General features: G+C 62.5%; 17 protein-coding genes and 1 tRNA gene. 12 read left to right on the forward strand and 6 right to left on the reverse strand.

Translation table 11 applies throughout. The features are described 5' to 3' along the window. Positions 1 to 163: 163 nt before the first annotated feature. On the forward strand, positions 164 to 1,507 hold the full coding sequence (locus PCA20602_RS07215) for an MFS transporter (RefSeq protein ID WP_150720651.1): 1,344 nt from the start codon (positions 164 to 166) through the stop codon (positions 1,505 to 1,507). Between the two features lie 210 nt (positions 1,508 to 1,717). After that, positions 1,718 to 2,272, forward strand: a complete 555-nt coding sequence (locus PCA20602_RS07220) for a hypothetical protein (RefSeq protein ID WP_150720652.1) — start codon at positions 1,718 to 1,720, stop codon at positions 2,270 to 2,272. 127 nt (positions 2,273 to 2,399) lie between these two features. Here the strand turns inward: PCA20602_RS07220 and PCA20602_RS07225 are convergent. The 3 genes from PCA20602_RS07225 to PCA20602_RS07235 all read right to left on the reverse strand — a co-directional run bounded on the left by PCA20602_RS07225 (position 2,400) and on the right by PCA20602_RS07235 (position 5,204). Then, a tRNA-Leu gene (locus tag PCA20602_RS07225) sits at positions 2,400 to 2,484 on the reverse strand. A gap of 140 nt (positions 2,485 to 2,624) precedes the next feature. Further along, on the reverse strand, positions 2,625 to 4,505 hold the full coding sequence (locus PCA20602_RS07230) for a methyl-accepting chemotaxis protein (RefSeq protein ID WP_150720653.1): 1,881 nt from the start codon (positions 4,503 to 4,505) through the stop codon (positions 2,625 to 2,627). A gap of 207 nt (positions 4,506 to 4,712) precedes the next feature. After that, positions 4,713 to 5,204 carry a low affinity iron permease family protein gene (locus tag PCA20602_RS07235; protein WP_150720654.1) on the reverse strand — a complete coding sequence of 164 codons (492 nt, stop codon included), beginning with the start codon at positions 5,202 to 5,204 and terminating at the stop codon, positions 4,713 to 4,715. Between the two features lie 222 nt (positions 5,205 to 5,426). Here PCA20602_RS07235 and PCA20602_RS07240 point away from each other — a divergent pair, with 222 nt between their 5' ends. Further along, positions 5,427 to 6,314, forward strand: coding sequence for a hypothetical protein (locus PCA20602_RS07240; protein ID WP_150720655.1), 888 nt, complete (start codon positions 5,427 to 5,429; stop codon positions 6,312 to 6,314). 150 nt (positions 6,315 to 6,464) lie between these two features. On the opposite strand, the gene PCA20602_RS07245 is transcribed toward PCA20602_RS07240, so the two are convergent. Then, on the reverse strand, positions 6,465 to 7,130 hold the full coding sequence (locus tag PCA20602_RS07245; RefSeq protein WP_343032029.1) for an ABC transporter ATP-binding protein: 666 nt from the start codon (positions 7,128 to 7,130) through the stop codon (positions 6,465 to 6,467). After that, positions 7,127 to 7,396, reverse strand: a complete 270-nt coding sequence (locus PCA20602_RS07250) for a metal/formaldehyde-sensitive transcriptional repressor (RefSeq protein WP_069344710.1) — start codon at positions 7,394 to 7,396, stop codon at positions 7,127 to 7,129. Before PCA20602_RS07250 ends, PCA20602_RS07245 begins: the two co-directional genes overlap by 4 nt. Positions 7,397 to 7,505: 109 nt before the next feature. On the opposite strand from PCA20602_RS07250, the gene PCA20602_RS07255 reads away from it, so the two are divergent. The 3 genes from PCA20602_RS07255 (at position 7,506) to PCA20602_RS07260 (ending at position 9,328) form a co-directional block, all read left to right on the forward strand. Further along, positions 7,506 to 8,462 (forward strand): nickel/cobalt efflux protein RcnA, encoded by a 957-nt coding sequence (locus PCA20602_RS07255; RefSeq protein ID WP_150720656.1) that lies wholly within the window; start codon positions 7,506 to 7,508, stop codon positions 8,460 to 8,462. A 65-nt stretch (positions 8,463 to 8,527) separates the two neighbouring features. Further along, positions 8,528 to 8,659 (forward strand): cysteine hydrolase family protein, encoded by a 132-nt coding sequence (locus PCA20602_RS25980; protein WP_425495651.1) that lies wholly within the window; start codon positions 8,528 to 8,530, stop codon positions 8,657 to 8,659. 96 nt (positions 8,660 to 8,755) lie between these two features. Then, a complete protein-coding gene (locus PCA20602_RS07260) occupies positions 8,756 to 9,328 on the forward strand; it encodes a DUF1993 domain-containing protein (protein ID WP_150720657.1) in 573 nt (190 codons plus the stop codon). A gap of 171 nt (positions 9,329 to 9,499) precedes the next feature. On the opposite strand, the gene PCA20602_RS07265 is transcribed toward PCA20602_RS07260, so the two are convergent. Continuing rightward, positions 9,500 to 10,378: a LysR substrate-binding domain-containing protein gene (locus PCA20602_RS07265; protein WP_069340485.1), complete on the reverse strand. Its 879-nt coding sequence runs from the start codon at positions 10,376 to 10,378 to the stop codon at positions 9,500 to 9,502. Positions 10,379 to 10,597: 219 nt separating this feature from the next. Between PCA20602_RS07265 and PCA20602_RS07270 the strand changes: the two genes are divergently transcribed. From PCA20602_RS07270 to PCA20602_RS07295, 6 genes are all read left to right on the forward strand, one after another. Beyond that, on the forward strand, positions 10,598 to 11,422 hold the full coding sequence (locus PCA20602_RS07270) for a transporter substrate-binding domain-containing protein (protein WP_150720658.1): 825 nt from the start codon (positions 10,598 to 10,600) through the stop codon (positions 11,420 to 11,422). Between the two features lie 15 nt (positions 11,423 to 11,437). Next, a complete protein-coding gene (locus PCA20602_RS07275; RefSeq protein ID WP_069340487.1) occupies positions 11,438 to 12,130 on the forward strand; it encodes an amino acid ABC transporter permease in 693 nt (230 codons plus the stop codon). Between the two features lie 2 nt (positions 12,131 to 12,132). Further along, entirely contained in the window at positions 12,133 to 12,825 is a 693-nt protein-coding gene (locus PCA20602_RS07280; protein WP_069340488.1) for an amino acid ABC transporter permease, read from the forward strand. Positions 12,826 to 12,919: 94 nt separating this feature from the next. Continuing rightward, positions 12,920 to 13,690, forward strand: a complete 771-nt coding sequence (locus PCA20602_RS07285; RefSeq protein WP_069340592.1) for an amino acid ABC transporter ATP-binding protein — start codon at positions 12,920 to 12,922, stop codon at positions 13,688 to 13,690. Positions 13,691 to 13,835: 145 nt separating this feature from the next. Further along, positions 13,836 to 14,432, forward strand: coding sequence for a cysteine dioxygenase family protein (locus PCA20602_RS07290; RefSeq protein WP_150720659.1), 597 nt, complete (start codon positions 13,836 to 13,838; stop codon positions 14,430 to 14,432). 207 nt (positions 14,433 to 14,639) lie between these two features. Next, positions 14,640 to 16,241, forward strand: a complete 1,602-nt coding sequence (locus tag PCA20602_RS07295; protein ID WP_150720660.1) for a rhodanese-like domain-containing protein — start codon at positions 14,640 to 14,642, stop codon at positions 16,239 to 16,241. The last annotated feature ends 99 nt before the right edge of the window (positions 16,242 to 16,340 follow it).

Here is a 16,340-nt window from a genome sequence, read left to right on the forward strand (position 1 = left end):
CGTTCAGCGCTAACGCAAGTCTCGGCAAGTCCCTGCAAGCCCTATCCCGCATGACGGCAACGCGCGATGACAAGCGTGTTGCCGGTGTTACCGCCAGCACCGCATCGCCGCAGTACAGCAACACTGCATTACGGCATCAAACAACAAGTATTGGAGACAGATTGTGACGCCCCCCTCGGATTCCCTAGCTGCACGTCAATCCCCCCGCTCGGCCACCCCCAACGCTGCGAACCCCTCCACCGCCACACGCGCGCCCGTCAAGATCGGCTCCATCGTGGGCGGTCTCGCGGGCAACCTGATCGAGTGGTACGACTTTCTCGCGTACAGCATCTTCTCGATCTACTTCGCGAAGGCGTTTTTCCCGGGCGACAACCCGACCGTCCAGTTGATGAACACGGCTGCGATTGCGGCGGTCGGCTATGTGGCGCGTCCGCTGGGTAGCTGGTTGATCGGCCTGTACGCCGACCGTCGCGGCCGCAAGGCGGCGCTCACGGGGTCGGTGCTGGCGATGAGCGTCGGCTCGATGATGATCGCGCTCACGCCCGGCTACGCGACCATCGGTATCTTCGCGCCGATCGTGCTGATCGCGGCGCGTTTGCTCCAAGGCCTGTCGATGGGCGGCGAGTACGGCACGAGCGCGACCTATCTGAGCGAAGTCGCGCCCGAGAACCGCAAGGGCTTCTTCCTCGGCTTCCTGCAAGTGAGCGTGGTGGCGGGGCAACTCGTTGCGCTGGGCCTGATGCTCGTGATGCAGCGCTGGCTGCTCACGGCCGAACAGATCGAGCATTGGGGATGGCGTATCCCGTTCGTGCTCGGCGGCGTGCTGGCGCTGTTCGCGCTGTACATGCGTCGCAACGTGACGGAGAGCGAGGCGTTCGTCGACAGTGCGAACAAGCGTGAGACGTCGATTGCGCGCGAAGTCTTCGCGCACTGGCGTCAGATCGTGCTGGCCATCGGCATCACCATCGGCGGCACCGTGGCGTTCTACACGTTCACCGTCTACATGCAAAAGTTTCTGGTGAATTCGGTCGGGCTGTCGAAAGAGTCGTCGACGTTCGTCTCCACGCTCGCGTTGTTGCTGTACATGCCGCTGCAACCGCTGTTCGGGCTGCTCTCGGACGTGATCGGCCGCCGCAAGGTGCTGATGATCTTCGGTGTAAGCACCACGCTCTTTTCCGTGCCGCTTTTCACCGCGCTCAGTCACACCAAGGATCCGCTGGTGGCATTCGCGCTGTCGTTCGCCGGTCTCGTGATGCTCTCGGGCTTCACGTCGGTGCACATGCTCGCGAAGACCGAGCTGTTCCCGCCGCGTATTCGCGCGCTGGCCGTGGGCTTCCCCTATGCCCTCACGACGGCGATCCTCGGCGGTACGACGGAATTCGTCGCGCTGCGCTTCAAGGCGAGCGGCCACGAGTCGTATTTCTACTGGTATGTGACGATCTGCGCGGCGATCTCGCTGGCCGTCTATCTGAAGATGCCGGAGACGCGCGGGCGCAAGTTCGACTGATTCGCCGGATTCACCGGGTCCGGCGCGCGCAACGCAACAGGCGCAGGTGGGGACGTTTTGCGTCCTTTCCTGCGCTTTTTTCTATGCCGATTCCCGACGTTCCCCGGAATGACGAAGCCGGCTTGCTGAAACGCAAAGCGCGGCACCCTTTGCGTGGCATCTTAGGCCGTTCATTGGCCTTAGGCAGTTCACTGCTGCGGAGATGCGATCATGTTGCCGTCGTCGATTCCGGATATCAGTCTTGTGCCGCCGTCCGATATGGAGGAGGCGTCGCGCGCGAGTGCGACGCCCGAGGTTGCGCAGGATATCGAGGGGGTCGTCAACGTTCCCGAACCGCCGGCACAACTGCCGTTCCCGTGCGTGACACCGGACCCTGGCACGGCATTCCGGTTTCAGTCGGAATTCCTGGGCGTCGCGGAGGAAGCGTCGGAGGACATCGTGGCGCATTGGCGTCAGGCGGTTCGGCGCGGCGGCGGCACACTGGAGTGGCGGGCGTTCGTCGCGCGATGGCAGGCTAAGCTATCCGGCGCGCATCAGCCTCACCCGCTTCATCCCCGTTATGCGCTGTTCCATCTGCTGATCTTCTACTTCGGCCGTCTGGATGCGAGGCTGCGGCCGCTGGCGCTGGAGTGCCTGCTCACGGATGGGCCCGAGGGCCGTGCCGCCGTCCGGCGCAACTGGAAACGTATCGGGCTGGGCATGTTCGCGCGGGAGCAATGGCCGGTGGTGCAGCGGCTGCTGCGTGAAGCCGACATGCTGCGATGAGATCGGTGTACGAGCGCGGGTCGGCATGCGCCGGAACGTTATTCGCCGGTACGTCGTTCGCCAAGAACGAGGCGCACCGTAAACGAAAAAGGCAGAAGACCTTTCGATCTTCTGCCTTCTGAAACCTTGGTGCCGACGGCGAGACTCGAACTCGCACAGCTTTCGCCACTACCCCCTCAAGATAGCGTGTCTACCAATTTCACCACGTCGGCTTTGTCCTGCAAGGGAGCGCGATTGTAACGGGAAATTTAGGTTTTGTGAATGCTTCGCTCACGAAACGGCCCCGTCTTCATCGTATATATCGCGCGCGCTCGCCTGACGCGAGCCGACGTTTGCGGTGGCAGCGCTGCGCTCAGGCAGCGAGCCGTTGCGAGCTGCCCACCAGCGACAGCGACGGCGCATGCATGCCGCCAAAGCCGTGGCTTTCCCCCGATTCCCTCAGACGGAAGCGCGCCACCGTCTCCGCCAGCATTCGGGCCTGTTCGCTGAGCATGGCCGACGCGGCTGCCGACTCCTCCACCAGCGCCGCGTTCTGCTGCGTTGCCTGATCCATCTCCGACACCGTCCGGTCGATCTGGCTGATGCCCGCGCTTTGTTCGGTCATCGCCCCGTGAATCTCGCTCACCAGACGCTGCACGCGCGTGATGCCGTCGACGATCTCGTTCATCGTCGTGCCGGCCGCCTGCACCCGCTCGGTACCGCTCTTCACGTTCTGCACCGACGTCTCGATCAGCGCCTTGATCTCCTGCGCCGCCGCCGCGCTGCGTTGCGCCAGCGTACGCACCTCGCCGGCCACCACGGCGAAGCCGCGACCCTGCTCGCCCGCGCGGGCGGCTTCGACCGCCGCATTGAGCGCCAGAATGTTGGTCTGGAAGGCAATGCCGTCGATCACGCTGATGATCTCGGTAATGCGCTCCGACGACTGCGTGATCGCGCCCATGGTGCCCACGGCGTCGGTCACGACCTGACCGCCGCGTGCGGCAGCCGCGCTCGCCTCGTTCGCCAGACGCGTCGCGTGCTCGGCAGTGTCGGCCGTCTGCTTGACGCTGGAGGTCAGCTCCGTGAGTGCCGACGACGTCTCTTGCAACGATCCGGCCGAGGCCTCCGTGCGCTGCGACAGATCGCGGTTGCCCATCTCGATCTCGCTGGTGGCCGAAGTCATCGACGAGACCCCGGTGCGCACGTCCAGCATCACGTTGCTGATCTTGTCGACGAAGGCGTTGAACGACTGCGAGATTTGCGCCACTTCGTCGTGACCGGAGACGTCCAGACGCTGCGTCATGTCGCCGTCGCCCGAACCGATGGTGTCCATGGCGTCACGCACCATCGACAGGCGCTTGAAGGCGCGCGAGGTGAAGATCGACGCAATCAGCAGCGCGGCCAGCGTGAGCACCACCAGCGTGACGACGGTGGCCGTCAGCACATGCGTGAGGCCGGCGGTGGCCTCGGCACGGTCCAGGGCGACGACCAGATACCAGTCGGTGCCCGGAATACGCTTGGCCTTAAGCAGTTTGGTGGCGCCGGAGAATTCCATCGAGACGGGCTTGGCGCCGTCGGCGGCCATGCCGGCCAGCGAATCGGCCGTGAGCGTGGCGGCCACATCGGTAGACGGCTTGAGCGAATACTTGCTGTCGGGGTGAGCGATGACCTGTCCGTCGCTCGACACCACGAGCGCGAGGCTCGACGGCGTGGGGTGCACTGCCTTGATGATGCCCTGCACGCCCGTGAGCGCCACGGCGCCGCTGATGGCGCCGGTGGTCTGTCCGTCGCGCACGAGCGGTGCGGTAAAGGCCACGTAAGGAATGCCCGTCGACGAATCACCGTACGGCTTGGTGACGGTCAGCTTGCCGGCGGCCACCGCGCTTTTGTACCAGGGGCGGGCGGTCGGGTCGTAATCCGGCGGCGTGGGAGCGGTGGAGAAGAACGTCTTGTCCGACCAGCCGATGCTCGTGATCGGGAAGTCGTTGGTCTTGCCCATGAGTTTCACGAGACCGGCCGGATCGCCCTTCTCGACGACTTGCGACGTGGCGACGACAGCTTGTGCCTTGTCGGCGGACCAGCGTTCGATGGTGGCGGCGCTACCGTTGGCCACGGCGGAGAGGGTGTGCTCGATGCTGGACATCATGCTGTCGCGCACGACCACGTAAGTCGTAATGCCTGAGAGGATCAGCGCGCCGATCACCGTCAAAGAGGTGATGAGCAGAATCCGGGTTCGCAACGAAGTGACTTTCATGGGCTTTCATCGGTAGGCCCGCGAGCGGGCCGTTGACAGGGGGGCGACTGCTCGGGCCGGACTGCCGGCGCCGTTGCAGCGAAACATGGATGCCATTGCGTCCTTACTCTCTGCGCTTACGGCTCAACGCAGCGGTAACTTTAGTGAGCGCAGATCAATGCGAGTGTGTTGTGCTTCAACGCAGGCCCCTGTTTGCCTCAACCGGACTTAACGGTCGCGAGGGTCTGATTTCGATGAGCGAAACTGGGGCGAATGTGTGTCGCTCTTGTCATCTCCATCGTCGTCGCCCTCGTCGACGAATGGCGAATCGGTATCGGGATTGCCGTGGCGCAACGCGCGGCGCGCTTCGTTGGCGAGCGCTTCGTACCGCTTGCGAAAGCGGGCAAGTTCCTTTTCGTCGAGTTCTTCGAGGTCGAGCAACGCGTTGTGCGCGCCTTCCATGGCACGAATCAGCTCGTCGAGTTTGATGTGCATGGCCGCCGTGTCGCGGTTCTGCGTGTTCTGGATGAGGAAGACCATCAGGAAGGTGACGATGGTGGTCGAGGTATTGATGACCAGTTGCCACGTGTCGCTATAACCGAACAGCGGCCCGGTTACCGCCCAGATCAGCACCAGCGCGACCGCCAGTACGAACGACACCGGTCGTCCGGTCAGCGTGGAAAGGTAGCTCGAGAACTTCGAAAACCATTTGCCGTTCATGACCGTCTCCCGTTTTGAAACGATAGGCGGATGATGGCACAGACGGTGCCGGAGGAGATTCACCACCCGTCGAGACCATTCCCCATGCGGTTGCGTTGCGAACGTCCCAAGTGCCATCCCGTTGATTCACGGTACCAAAGCGGCGAGTTGAAAAGCGCAAGTGCGCCGCGCCATCGGTGCCAATCTGGAACTCCGATCAACGGAATTTGAAGGAGTTGAATCATGGAGAGCCAAATTTCTTCCAACAGGAACGTGGCGAGTGCGGCGCAGACTGTCGCCTTGCAAGGTGAGTCCGAAAGCACACGAGCGGATTCGACGAAAATGGGCAATGACCTGAGCTCGGTTGCGCATGGTGCCGCTGATTCCATGGCGAACCCACCTGCGAGTAGCGGACCTGTTGCTGCGACAACGCTGCGTCCCCTGATGACTTCCGGTAACGTAGATAAGGCCGCCAAAGACTTATGGGCGGCAGTCTGTACCGGATACAAACGAGAGCACGACGCAAAAACGCCAGCGTCTTTTCATACACTGTCGGCGTCTGAGAAACGGCTGATCGTCAAGCGTGCCGTTGACGAAGTATTCAAAATGGACAGGCTGAGGATCGACGGGTACTTTAATCGCCTCACCGCGAATGAAGACGTAAAACCATATCTGAAAGGGTCGATATCGCAGGCAACGCGTGCGGCGGCTGAAAAATTGGATAAGGATGATGAGCGTTTTTACGACAAACGTGTTTACCTCATAGGGCGAATAGACAAATACGGAATGGTCTTCACCGCAGAAACGTGGGAGATGGAAAACGCGAAGAGTGATTTGTGGGATGAAGTTCGCAACGCCGTTAGCGAAAAACAAAGTATTACCGTGCCGGAATCGTTCTTGCTGCTGAATCACGAGGACCGACGAAAGGTCGTAAAACTCACCGTGAATTGGGTATTCAGTCCGGTGAATGACGAGACGGGAGTGTGGTTTGATCGATTCACCGAAAACACCACTATGCAGCCGTATTTGAGGAAAACGGTGCCCCAAAAAACGTACGACGAGGTCGCGCGATTGAGCGCATTGCATCGCGTCATAGACGGTATTAAGGAGTACGGCATGTTGGAGCCGTGAGCGGGCCCCTGTACCGCTCGGCACAGGGGGCGAGCAGATAGGACTAAGCGGAGAGTGCCTCCGACTCGCAAGTCAATCGAAGCGACGATTGAGAACTAAAAAATTCAGGCACCTGCTCGACAAGTGAGCGGCGAAGTTCCAATACGCCGGTCAGTCCGCACGAAAGTTCGTCAGATCGGCAAAGCCGAGGGTCGTCGCCTGACAGCCCTCGGCAAGTTCGTCGTCATGCGTCGAGAAAAACACGCAACGGTCTTTGCCGAACGATTTGAACAAATCGATGAGCACGGCGCGTGACGGCCCGTCGAGGCCGCCGCTCGGTTCGTCGGCGAGGATCACGCGAGGCGCGCCGAACAGCGCGGCCGTCAGATAGAACTTGCGGCGCGTACCCGTCGACATCTGGTCGAAGCGCTTCTCCATGTGCGGCATCAGACTGAAGCGTTCTGCCAGATCCAGCACGTCGGCGGTGATCGTCGTGCGACGTTGCGCTGCGCGCTGCTCAAGGAAACCCCGTCCCGTTTGCGACGGCTCGGTCAGACAATCGAATGGCACGACCGCGAGTGCGGCCTTCGCCGCCTCGGGTGCACTCTGCATCGAACGACCATCGATCCACACCTTGCCGTCACCGGCATCGACCGCACCCGCAAGCATGCCGAGCAGGGTTGTCTTGCCGCCGCCGCCTTCGTCGCGCAATGCGAAGCAACCGGCGCCGGCGCGCAGGCCGAGACGCTCGAAAAGTACGAAATCGTCGAAGCGCCGGGTGAGTCCTTCAAAGCAAAGCAGCGGTTCGTGATGCATGACGTCGCGCATTTCACTCATTTCAGGTAAGCCTTGATGACGTGAAGCAAGGGTGCCAGTTCGGCGTCACGCTGCGCCTGATCGGGCTCGTTGATGACGTGATCGACCAGATGACCCTCGATGACCGCGCCCATCAGCCCGTTGATCGCACCGCGAATGGCAGCGATCTGCTGAAGGATCTCGACGCAGTCGCCCTCCTCACTCAACTGACGCTCCAACGCCTGCGTCTGCCCCTGAATGCGACGCACGCGTGCGAGCAGTTTGTTCTTGTCCCGAATCGTGTGCACGGCCGGTCGCGCTCCTGTCTGTCACGAATTAGATGGAAAAAATGCTAACACGAATATACTGAGGGGGAGTATATTGCGCGGACAACGTTTCCTTATCGAGCGATGTGCCATGACCGAGTTCTCGCCCCTTCTCCAGCAAGGCAATGCCTGGCTGTTCATTCCCAGCGCGATCTTGCTCGGTGCGTTGCACGGGCTCGAACCGGGGCATTCCAAGACGATGATGGCGGCGTTCATCGTCGCCGTGCGGGGCACCGTCGGGCAGGCGGTATTACTCGGGCTGTCGGCCACGGTATCGCACACGGCCGTGGTGTGGCTCGTCGCCATGGCGGGTTTGTACTTCGGGCGAAACTGGAATGCGGACGCGACGGAGGCGTACTTTCAGGCGGCGTCCGGCGTGATGATTCTCGTGATCGCCGGGTGGATGCTCTGGCGCACGTGGCGCGATAACGTGCGTGCAAAAGCACATGAGGCCGGACACACGGATCATCCTCGCGACCACGACCACGACCACGACCACGACCACAGCCATAGCCATAGCACCGGCACCGAACACCGTCGCGACGTCCATCGCGCGCAGGCTCACTCGACCGATCACGTTCACGATCATCACTACGATCGCGTGCGTTCGTCGCAAGGGGCATCGAACGTTTCTGCGCGCACCATCGCATCGGCCGACGACTATCAGGACGCCCACGAACGGGCCCACGCGCGTGACATCGAGAGGCGCTTTACAGGTCGTCAGGTGAGCACCGGACAAATCGTGATGTTCGGCCTGACCGGCGGGTTGGTGCCCTGTCCCGCATCGATCACGGTGCTGCTGTTGTGTCTGCAACTCAAGCGCTTCGCGTTAGGCGCGGGGCTGGTGCTGTGCTTCAGCATCGGGCTGGCGATGACGATGGTGGCGTCCGGCGCGCTGGCGGCGCTTAGCGTGCGGCATGTGTCGCGTCGCTGGCGCGGTTTCGGCGAGTTCGCTCGCAAAGCGCCTTACGTTTCCGGTGCGCTGATCGTTCTCGTGGGGTTGTACGTCTCGTATCAGGGACTGTCGCACATCGCCTTCAGCGCGTGATCGACTGAGGTCTCGCTCCGCCCGATTCGTACGGCCGCCGCACAAATGATGTGTGCGGTGGCCGCATGCCGATTCCGGAGGGCGCGCAGGCACTCGCCAACACACGAAAGCTCCTCGCGTTCGCCGACCACGCGGGCATGCCCGTCTTCCAGATCCAGCACGTCGCGCCCGACTTCATGGTCGAGCACTATCGTTAGGCAATCCTGTCGTGCGAAACGTGCGAGATCACGATAAGCTCCTGCGGCGGCGCGGTTTGCCGCCCATACCAAAAAAGTCCACCGGAGGGACCCCCCATGACGCTGACCGAGCTTCTCATTCCCACGTTCCTGCAAATGCTTCGCGGCCATTCGGCGTGGCTCGACAAAGCGGCTGCCTACGAGAAAGCCCAGGGCAAGGATCCGGACGCCCTGATGACGTTGCGTCTCGCGCCCGACATGTATCCGCTCGCCGCGCAGGCGCGCTTTGCGAGTTATCTGTCGATGGAGCCGGTGTACCGGCTGCGCGGCGAAGCGATCCCGGAAGCCGCGCAGGCGATTCAGCGCGAAGGCTGGAACAGCGCGCAGCATCCGGGCACGTTCGACGAGGCGAAGGCGTGTCTCGCCCATGCGATCGCGTTTCTCGAAGCGCTGCCAGGCAACGCGCTGGATGCCGGTGAGTACATCGACATCGCCCTCACGCTGCCCAACGGTGTGATCTTCGACATGACGGGCGAGCAATACGCCCGCGATTGGGCGCTCGCGCAGTTCTACTTCCATACTAACATCGCTTACAGCATCCTGCGTCATCACGGCGTCGAATTGGGCAAGGCCGAATACGTCGCGCATGCCCTCGCATATCTGCGGCCGGGTTCGCTGCCGAGAGCGTGATTCCGTACGCGGCCGAAATGATCAAAGCGGCGTTTTCGATGCGCGGCTGCGGTGCACGCCCATCGTGCGCCCACCGCGCGCTCATCGTCAGCCGGTTACAGGCATGGCCCGTCGGCATCGTATCGCTCGGCCGTCTTGCCGGCTCGCCGTTTCAACGTTTCGTTGGGGGCCTCACTCCCCCATCAGAAACGGTGGTCCGAAGCGCGTAGCAATGTGTTCCGTCGACTCGAACAGCTCGCGCAGCACCTGACTCGTGCACGTCGGCTGCACGTAGAGATAGAACGCCACGTCGGGCAGACGCGGCAGGCCGTCCGCTTCGGAGAGCACGCGCATGTTTGCGTCGAGCAGTTCGGTCGTGCGTGCGGTTACGCCGAGGCCCGCGCTGATCGCCGCCTTGATGCCGGTGAGCGTTGGCGAGATGAAACTCGTGCGCCAGGCAATGCCCGCAGCGTTAAGCCGTTCGATGGACAGGCGTCGGAACAGGCTCAACTCGTCGGCCATCACGAGCGGTACGGGGGCTGCCGCATTGAAAATGAAATCGTCCGCACAGATCCACACCATCGGCGAAGTGCGCAGCTTGATGCCGGGAAAACCTTCGTCGTACCGCGTCGAAATCGCCAGATCGAGTTCGTTGTCGCGTAGCGCGTCCATCAAATGCGGACTGCGGCCCACGATGATTTCCAGCTGCAATTCCGCCGAGAGTTTCGAGAGCCGTCGCAGCATGCTCGGCAGGATCGACTCGGCGACGTCATGCGGCGACCCGATGCGCAACTTCTCCGCCGGCCCGCGCGTCTGCATGACCTGCACGGCCTGATCGTTGAGCGCGAGGATCTTGTTCGCGTAGGCGACCAGACGCACGCCGTCGGCCGTCATGGTCTTCTGCCGCCCCTGCTTTTCAAATAGCGGGCACCCCATTTCCTGTTCAAGCCGCTGCATCTGCTGCGTGATGGCCGACTGCGTGCGACCCACGCGCGTGGCGGCCGCAGCAAAGGTCTCATGCTGCGCAATAGCCACGAAAGTGCGTAGCAGATCGATGTCCAGATTTCGCATGATCGTCCGAATCAATACTTCAGGAACGTTAATGTTTCTGAGATAAAAATTAAATTGTTCTGGACAATTTTGGTGGATAACCTGCCTGACACTCAAGCAATATTTATGTGACTGGGGGTGCAAGCCAGCGTTGACTGGTCCCCGCTAATCGATTTTCGTTATTAGCTTTCCCGTAAATCGATGCGCCCTTCGGTCGAACCCCCAAGGAGACTCAGCATCATGTGGCAACGACACCTTGCAGCCGCGCTGTTCGCGACACTCGCCATGACGGGGATCGCGCACGCCGATCAACTGGCTGACATCAAGGCACGCGGCACGCTCGTTTGCGGCACGCAAAACGCCAGCGAACCCTACGCCTTCCCCGATGCCGCCACGCGCAAGATCGTCGGCTTCGACGTCGATGTGTGCTCGGCGCTCGCCAAAGGGCTCGGCGTGAAGCTTGAGCATCGCGCGCTGTCGACCGACGCCCGCATTCCGGAACTCAAGACCCGTCGCGTGGACGTGCTCGCCGCCGCCGTTGCCTGGATGCCCGCGCGCGCCGCGCAGGTCGACTTCAGCGATCAGTACTTCGTCGCGCCGATCCGCGTGCTGGTGCGCGCCGATTCGCCGGTGCAGACCCTTGAACAACTCTCCGGCAAGAAGATCGCAGCGTCGGAAGGATCGAGTTCGGCGGCGGTGTCCGTCACCCGCCTGCCCGATTCGAACCTGCTCACCTTCCACGACATTTCGTCGGCGTTCCTCGCACTGCAACAAGGCAAGGTGGAAGGGCTCGTCGCCGGTCAGCTGATTCTTGCGCGCTTCGCCAACGAAGCGGCAACCAAGGGCGGTCAGCAATACCGTCTGCTCACCAAGCCGGTGTTCGAGGAGCGCTGGGGTGTGGTGATGAACAAGGGCGAACCGGCCCTGCGCGACGCGGTGAACAAGATTCTCGTCGACTACGACAAGTCCAACGGCTTGCAGGACAGCTTCGAGAAGTGGCTTGGCAGCAAGTCGGTCTACAAGTTCACGCGCGACTACAAGGTCGAGCCGATCAAGGTGCAGTGAGCGAGACGTCGCACCATGTTCGATCTCTCGTTTCTGCTCGAAGACGGTTACCTGAAGCTGTTTCGTGACGGGGTACTGACCACGCTCAAGCTGTTCGTGGTCTCGGGGTTGCTGGCCATCGTGGTGGGCGTGGTGCTCACCACCTTGCGCGCACTGCCGGTGAAGCTTTTCAAGGGCTTCGTGATCGTGGTGGTGGAGTATCACCGCAACGTACCGGTGCTGGTGCAGATCCTTGTCTGGTACTTCGGCGTGCCGCAACTGCTGCCCGAAGGCATGCGCGACTGGATCAACGCGGGCAATACCGAGTTCTTCTTCGCGACGGTGGCGCTCGCGCTCAACGCCGGAGCGTTCATCTCGGAAGACCTGCGCTCGGGCCTGCGTGCGATTCCGCACACGCAGCAGGAAGCGGCATGGTCCATTGGCCTCACATACTTGCAGTCGTTCCGCTACGTGATCCTGCCGCAAGGCATTCGCGTCGCCCTGCCCGCGCTGCTCAACCAGTCGCTGCTGCTCTTCAAGAACAGTTCGCTGGCGATGGCGATCGGTGTGCATGAATTGCTGTATCGCACGCGTCAGATCGATAACCTGACGTTCCGCACGTTCGATGTGTTTCTCGTGGCGACGATTCTTTATCTGATCGGCACGCTGGCCTTGATGGCGCTCTCCGAGCACTTCGCCAAACGCCGCACGGCGCCCTCGGGAGTCTGACGATGTACGAGATTCTTCACGACTATCTCGCGCTGTTTCTCGTCGGCAGCTGGCCCAACGGCCCGCTCGGTGGCGTGGCCATCACGCTGATCCTGTCGGCGCTGGGGCTGGTGGTGTCGTTCCCGATCTCGGTGATGATCGGTCTGGCGCAGGTTTCCCCATGGCGCTGGATGCGACGCATCGCCGGTATCTGGACACGGCTCGTGCGTGGCATTCCGCTGCTGATGATCATCTTCTGGGCGTACTTCGCGGTGCCGCTGCTCGTCGGCGCCGAGGTGTCGGCCTTCACGACGGCGGTGTGCGCGATCATCGTCTACGAAAGCGCGTTCCTGTCGCAGATCGTGCGCGCCGGTCTCGAAGGGCTGCCGCGCGGACAGATGGAAGCCGCCCGCTCGAACGGCCTGTCGTGGCTGCAAAGCATGCGCTACGTGCAGTTGCCGCAGGCGCTCGCGAACATGCTGCCGTCGATCGTCAATCAGTTCGTGTCGATCATCAAGGCGACGTCGCTCGCCTATGTGATCGGTGTGCCCGAACTCACGTATTCGGCGGCGCAGGTCAACACGATCACGTTGACCAAACCGTTGCAAACGTTCCTCGTGCTCGCGGCGTTCTACTTCGTGTTGTGTTTTGCGATCTCGCGCTTCGCCGGTTGGCTGGAACGTCGAATCGCCCGGCAGCGCGCGGGGCTGGCATGACGATGATGACGCCAGGGACCGCGACAGGAACCACGAAGCCCGCAGTGGCAGCACTCAAGCATCAAGTGTCAGGAGGCAGAGCACGATCATGACCATGCTCGCATTCGAGAAAGTCGATAAGTTTTACGGCGAACACCATGTCCTCAAGGGCATCGACGCCACCATCAATCGCGGTGAAGTCGTTGTCGTGTGCGGGCCGTCGGGCTCGGGCAAGTCGACGCTGATTCGTACCGTCACACGGCTCGAAGCCATTCAGAAGGGACGCATTCTCTTCGAGGGCAAAGACGTCACCGCGCGCGATGTGAAGCTCAACCAGTTGCGCGCGCGCATCGGTTTCGTCTTCCAGAGCTTCAATCTGTTTCAGAACCTGTCGGTGCGTCAGAACCTGATTCTCGGGCCGACGAAAGTGCTGGGCATGTCGCGCGACGAAGCGGTCGCACAAGCCGAAACGCTGCTCGCCAAGGTCGGCCTCGCGCACAAGATCGACGCCATGCCCGCGAACCTCTCGGGCGGCCAGCAGCAGCGCGTGGCGATTGCCCGGGCGCTGGCGATGAAGCCGCCGTTGATGCTGTTCGACGAACCGACAAGCGCACTCGATCCGGAGATGGTGCAGGAAGTGCTGCAAGTGATGCGCTCGCTGGCGGACGACGGCCTGACGATGATGATCGTGACGCATGAGATGGGTTTCGCACGCGACGTCTCGAGCCGCGTCTGGTTCATGGATCAGGGGCAGTTGCTCGAAGATGCGCCACCGGCGGAGTTTTTCAGTCAGCCGAAGCACGCGCGGGCCCAGCGATTCCTGCAGGACGTGTTGCGTCCGTCGCCGATGATCAGCGTGCCGCGCGGTGAAGCGGTGCCCGTCTGAGACCCGGCACCGCACGCCGAACGACCGGAACGACCGCAAAGACCGCAAAGACCGCAAAGACCGGACAACACAACACACGACAACGCCTGACCCGGGCGCCCCGCACAACAACGTCATACAAAGCACTACGGAGAAGACTCTCATCATGTCCACGTCCCAACTCCCCGAACAACGTCAGGCCGTCGTCGGCGAGGCGATTGCCGCCATGAAGGCGGCGCTGGCACCGGCGGGCGAAACGCGCCCCGCACTGGCCGCCGTGCTCGAACAGGTCAAGTCGCTCGCCGCTCGTACGGCGCTCTGGAATGAAGCCGAGTTCCCGCCGCCGAACGACGGCGAACTGCAAGCGCGTTATCTGATTCATGAAGACGCCGACAAGACGTACGCGCTGTATCTGAACGTCATGCGCCCGGGCAAGAAGATCACGCCGCATAACCACACGACGTGGGCGTGCATCGCGGCGGTCGACGGCGTGGAATACAACTACGTCTACCGTCGCACCGACGACGGCAAGACACCCGGCGTCGGCACGCTCGAAGTGAGCGACACCGTCGTGGTCGATCCGGGCAACGGCATTGCGCTGGCGTCTGAAGACATCCATGCGGTCGAGATCAAGGGTGAGGCGCCGATCCGCCATCTGCACATGTACGGCCGTGCGCTCGAGACGCTCACCGAGCGCATCACCTTCGATCTGACCAACGGCACGTATCAGGTGATGGACATCGGTGTGAAGACGCGCCGCTGATCTCTGGTGCCTTCGATGAACTAATCCGCTGACGGCTGCGCCGCCTGCCGACGCCTACGTCGCCGGTCACACGCAGCCACCACCGATTCCCAACGGCGCGTACGTCCACGCGCCGCCCGCATCACACCGCCCTCACCGGCGGTGCGGGTCTGCTCATCCCTACGCTTTGGCTACGGCCGGGCGGAAACCGACAACCGACGCAACGTTATGACTTCGTTCACTCCTCATTTTGTGCCGCCAGCCCGACTCAAGGAATGGCTGCACGACGGCGCCGAGATCGCCGTGTTCGACGTGCGCGAACACGGCCAGTACGGCGAGGCGCACCTCTTCTACGGCGTGACGCTGCCCTACAGCCGCCTCGAAATCGACATCGTGCGTCTCGCGCCGCGCCGCGATGCGCGCGTGGTCGTGTATGACACCGACCAGAGCGTCGCCGTGCTCGCCGCGCAGCGTCTGAGTGCGCTGGGCTACACGGATGTGTCCGTCCTCGAAGGCGGAACCGATGCCTGGCAGCAAGCCGGTTTCACGTTGTTCGCGGGCGTGAACGTCCCGTCGAAGACGTTCGGCGAACTGGTCGAGATGGCGTATCACACGCCGCGTGTGACGGCACGTGAGCTTGCCGCGATGCGTGAGCGTGGCGACAACGTGGTGATTCTCGACGGACGTCCCGTCAACGAATACCTGAAGATGACGATCCCGTCGTCGATCTGCTGCCCGAACGGCGAACTCGGCTATCGCATTCGCGAGCTGGTGCCGGATACGACCACGCCCATCGTGGTGAACTGTGCGGGGCGCACGCGCAGCATCATCGGTGCGCAGACGCTCATCAACCTCGGTATCCCCAATCCGGTGATGGCGCTGGAGAACGGCACACAGGGCTGGTATCTGGAAGACCTGCCGCTGGAGCATGGCAGTACGCGTCGGTATCCCGATGTGGTGACGCCGTCCAGTCTCGCGCAGATGCGCGAAGCGAGCGGTGCGCTGGCTGAGCGCTTTGCCGTGCCTGAAGTGGAGGCGTCGACGTTTGCGCAGTGGGCGAAGGATACGTCGCGCACGCTGTTCCTTTGCGACGTGCGTACGCCCGAAGAGTTTGCCGCGGGCACGCTGCCGGGTGCGCAGCATACCCCGGGCGGACAGTTGATTCAGGCGACGGATCAGTACGTGGGCGTGCGTCACGCACGTGTGGTGCTGTTCGACAACGACGGCGTGCGTGCGCCGATCGTCGCGAGCTGGCTGCGTCAGTTGGGCCACGATGCCTATGTGTTGCGCGACGGTCTTGCCAGCGGGGCATCGCTGCCCCTACCGGTCGCCGGTGTCGCCACAACGCTCCCGGAAATCGATGTCGCCGCGCTCGTCACCGCCCTGGCTGACGGCAGCGTGACGGTGGTTGACGTACGTCCGAGCATGAGCTTCCGTCGTGAGCATGTGCCGGGGGCGCTGTGGGCGATTCGTCCGCATTTGCCGACGCTGCCCGCCACGGGCGACGTCGTCGTGATCGGCGACGAGCGCGGTGTTGCGGAGTTGTTCGTGGCCGACTGGCGACGCGAGCATGCACAGGATGCGCGCACGTTCTCGTGGCTCGCAGGCGGCTTCAAGGCGTGGACGGCGGCCGGGCAGCCGGTGCAGACCACGCCGGATTCGCCGCCCGATGCCCAGTGCATCGACTATCTCTTCTTCGTGCATGACCGTCACGATGGGAACAAGGCGGCGGCGCGTCAGTATCTGGCGTGGGAGACGGGCCTGCTCGCGCAGCTGGACGAGCAGGAGCGCGGTGCATTCCGTATTGGTGATGCCGCCGCCACGAAGTAAGCTGTGCGTCTGGCGTGGGCGCGTGCCGTGCAGGTATGGCGCCCACGCTTAGGCCCACATCCTCATCGCATGACCTGAATCGCTCGAAACGTCTTTTCT

The sequence above is a fragment of the Pandoraea capi genome, from assembly GCF_902459735.1.
GTDB lineage: Bacteria > Pseudomonadota > Gammaproteobacteria > Burkholderiales > Burkholderiaceae > Pandoraea > Pandoraea capi.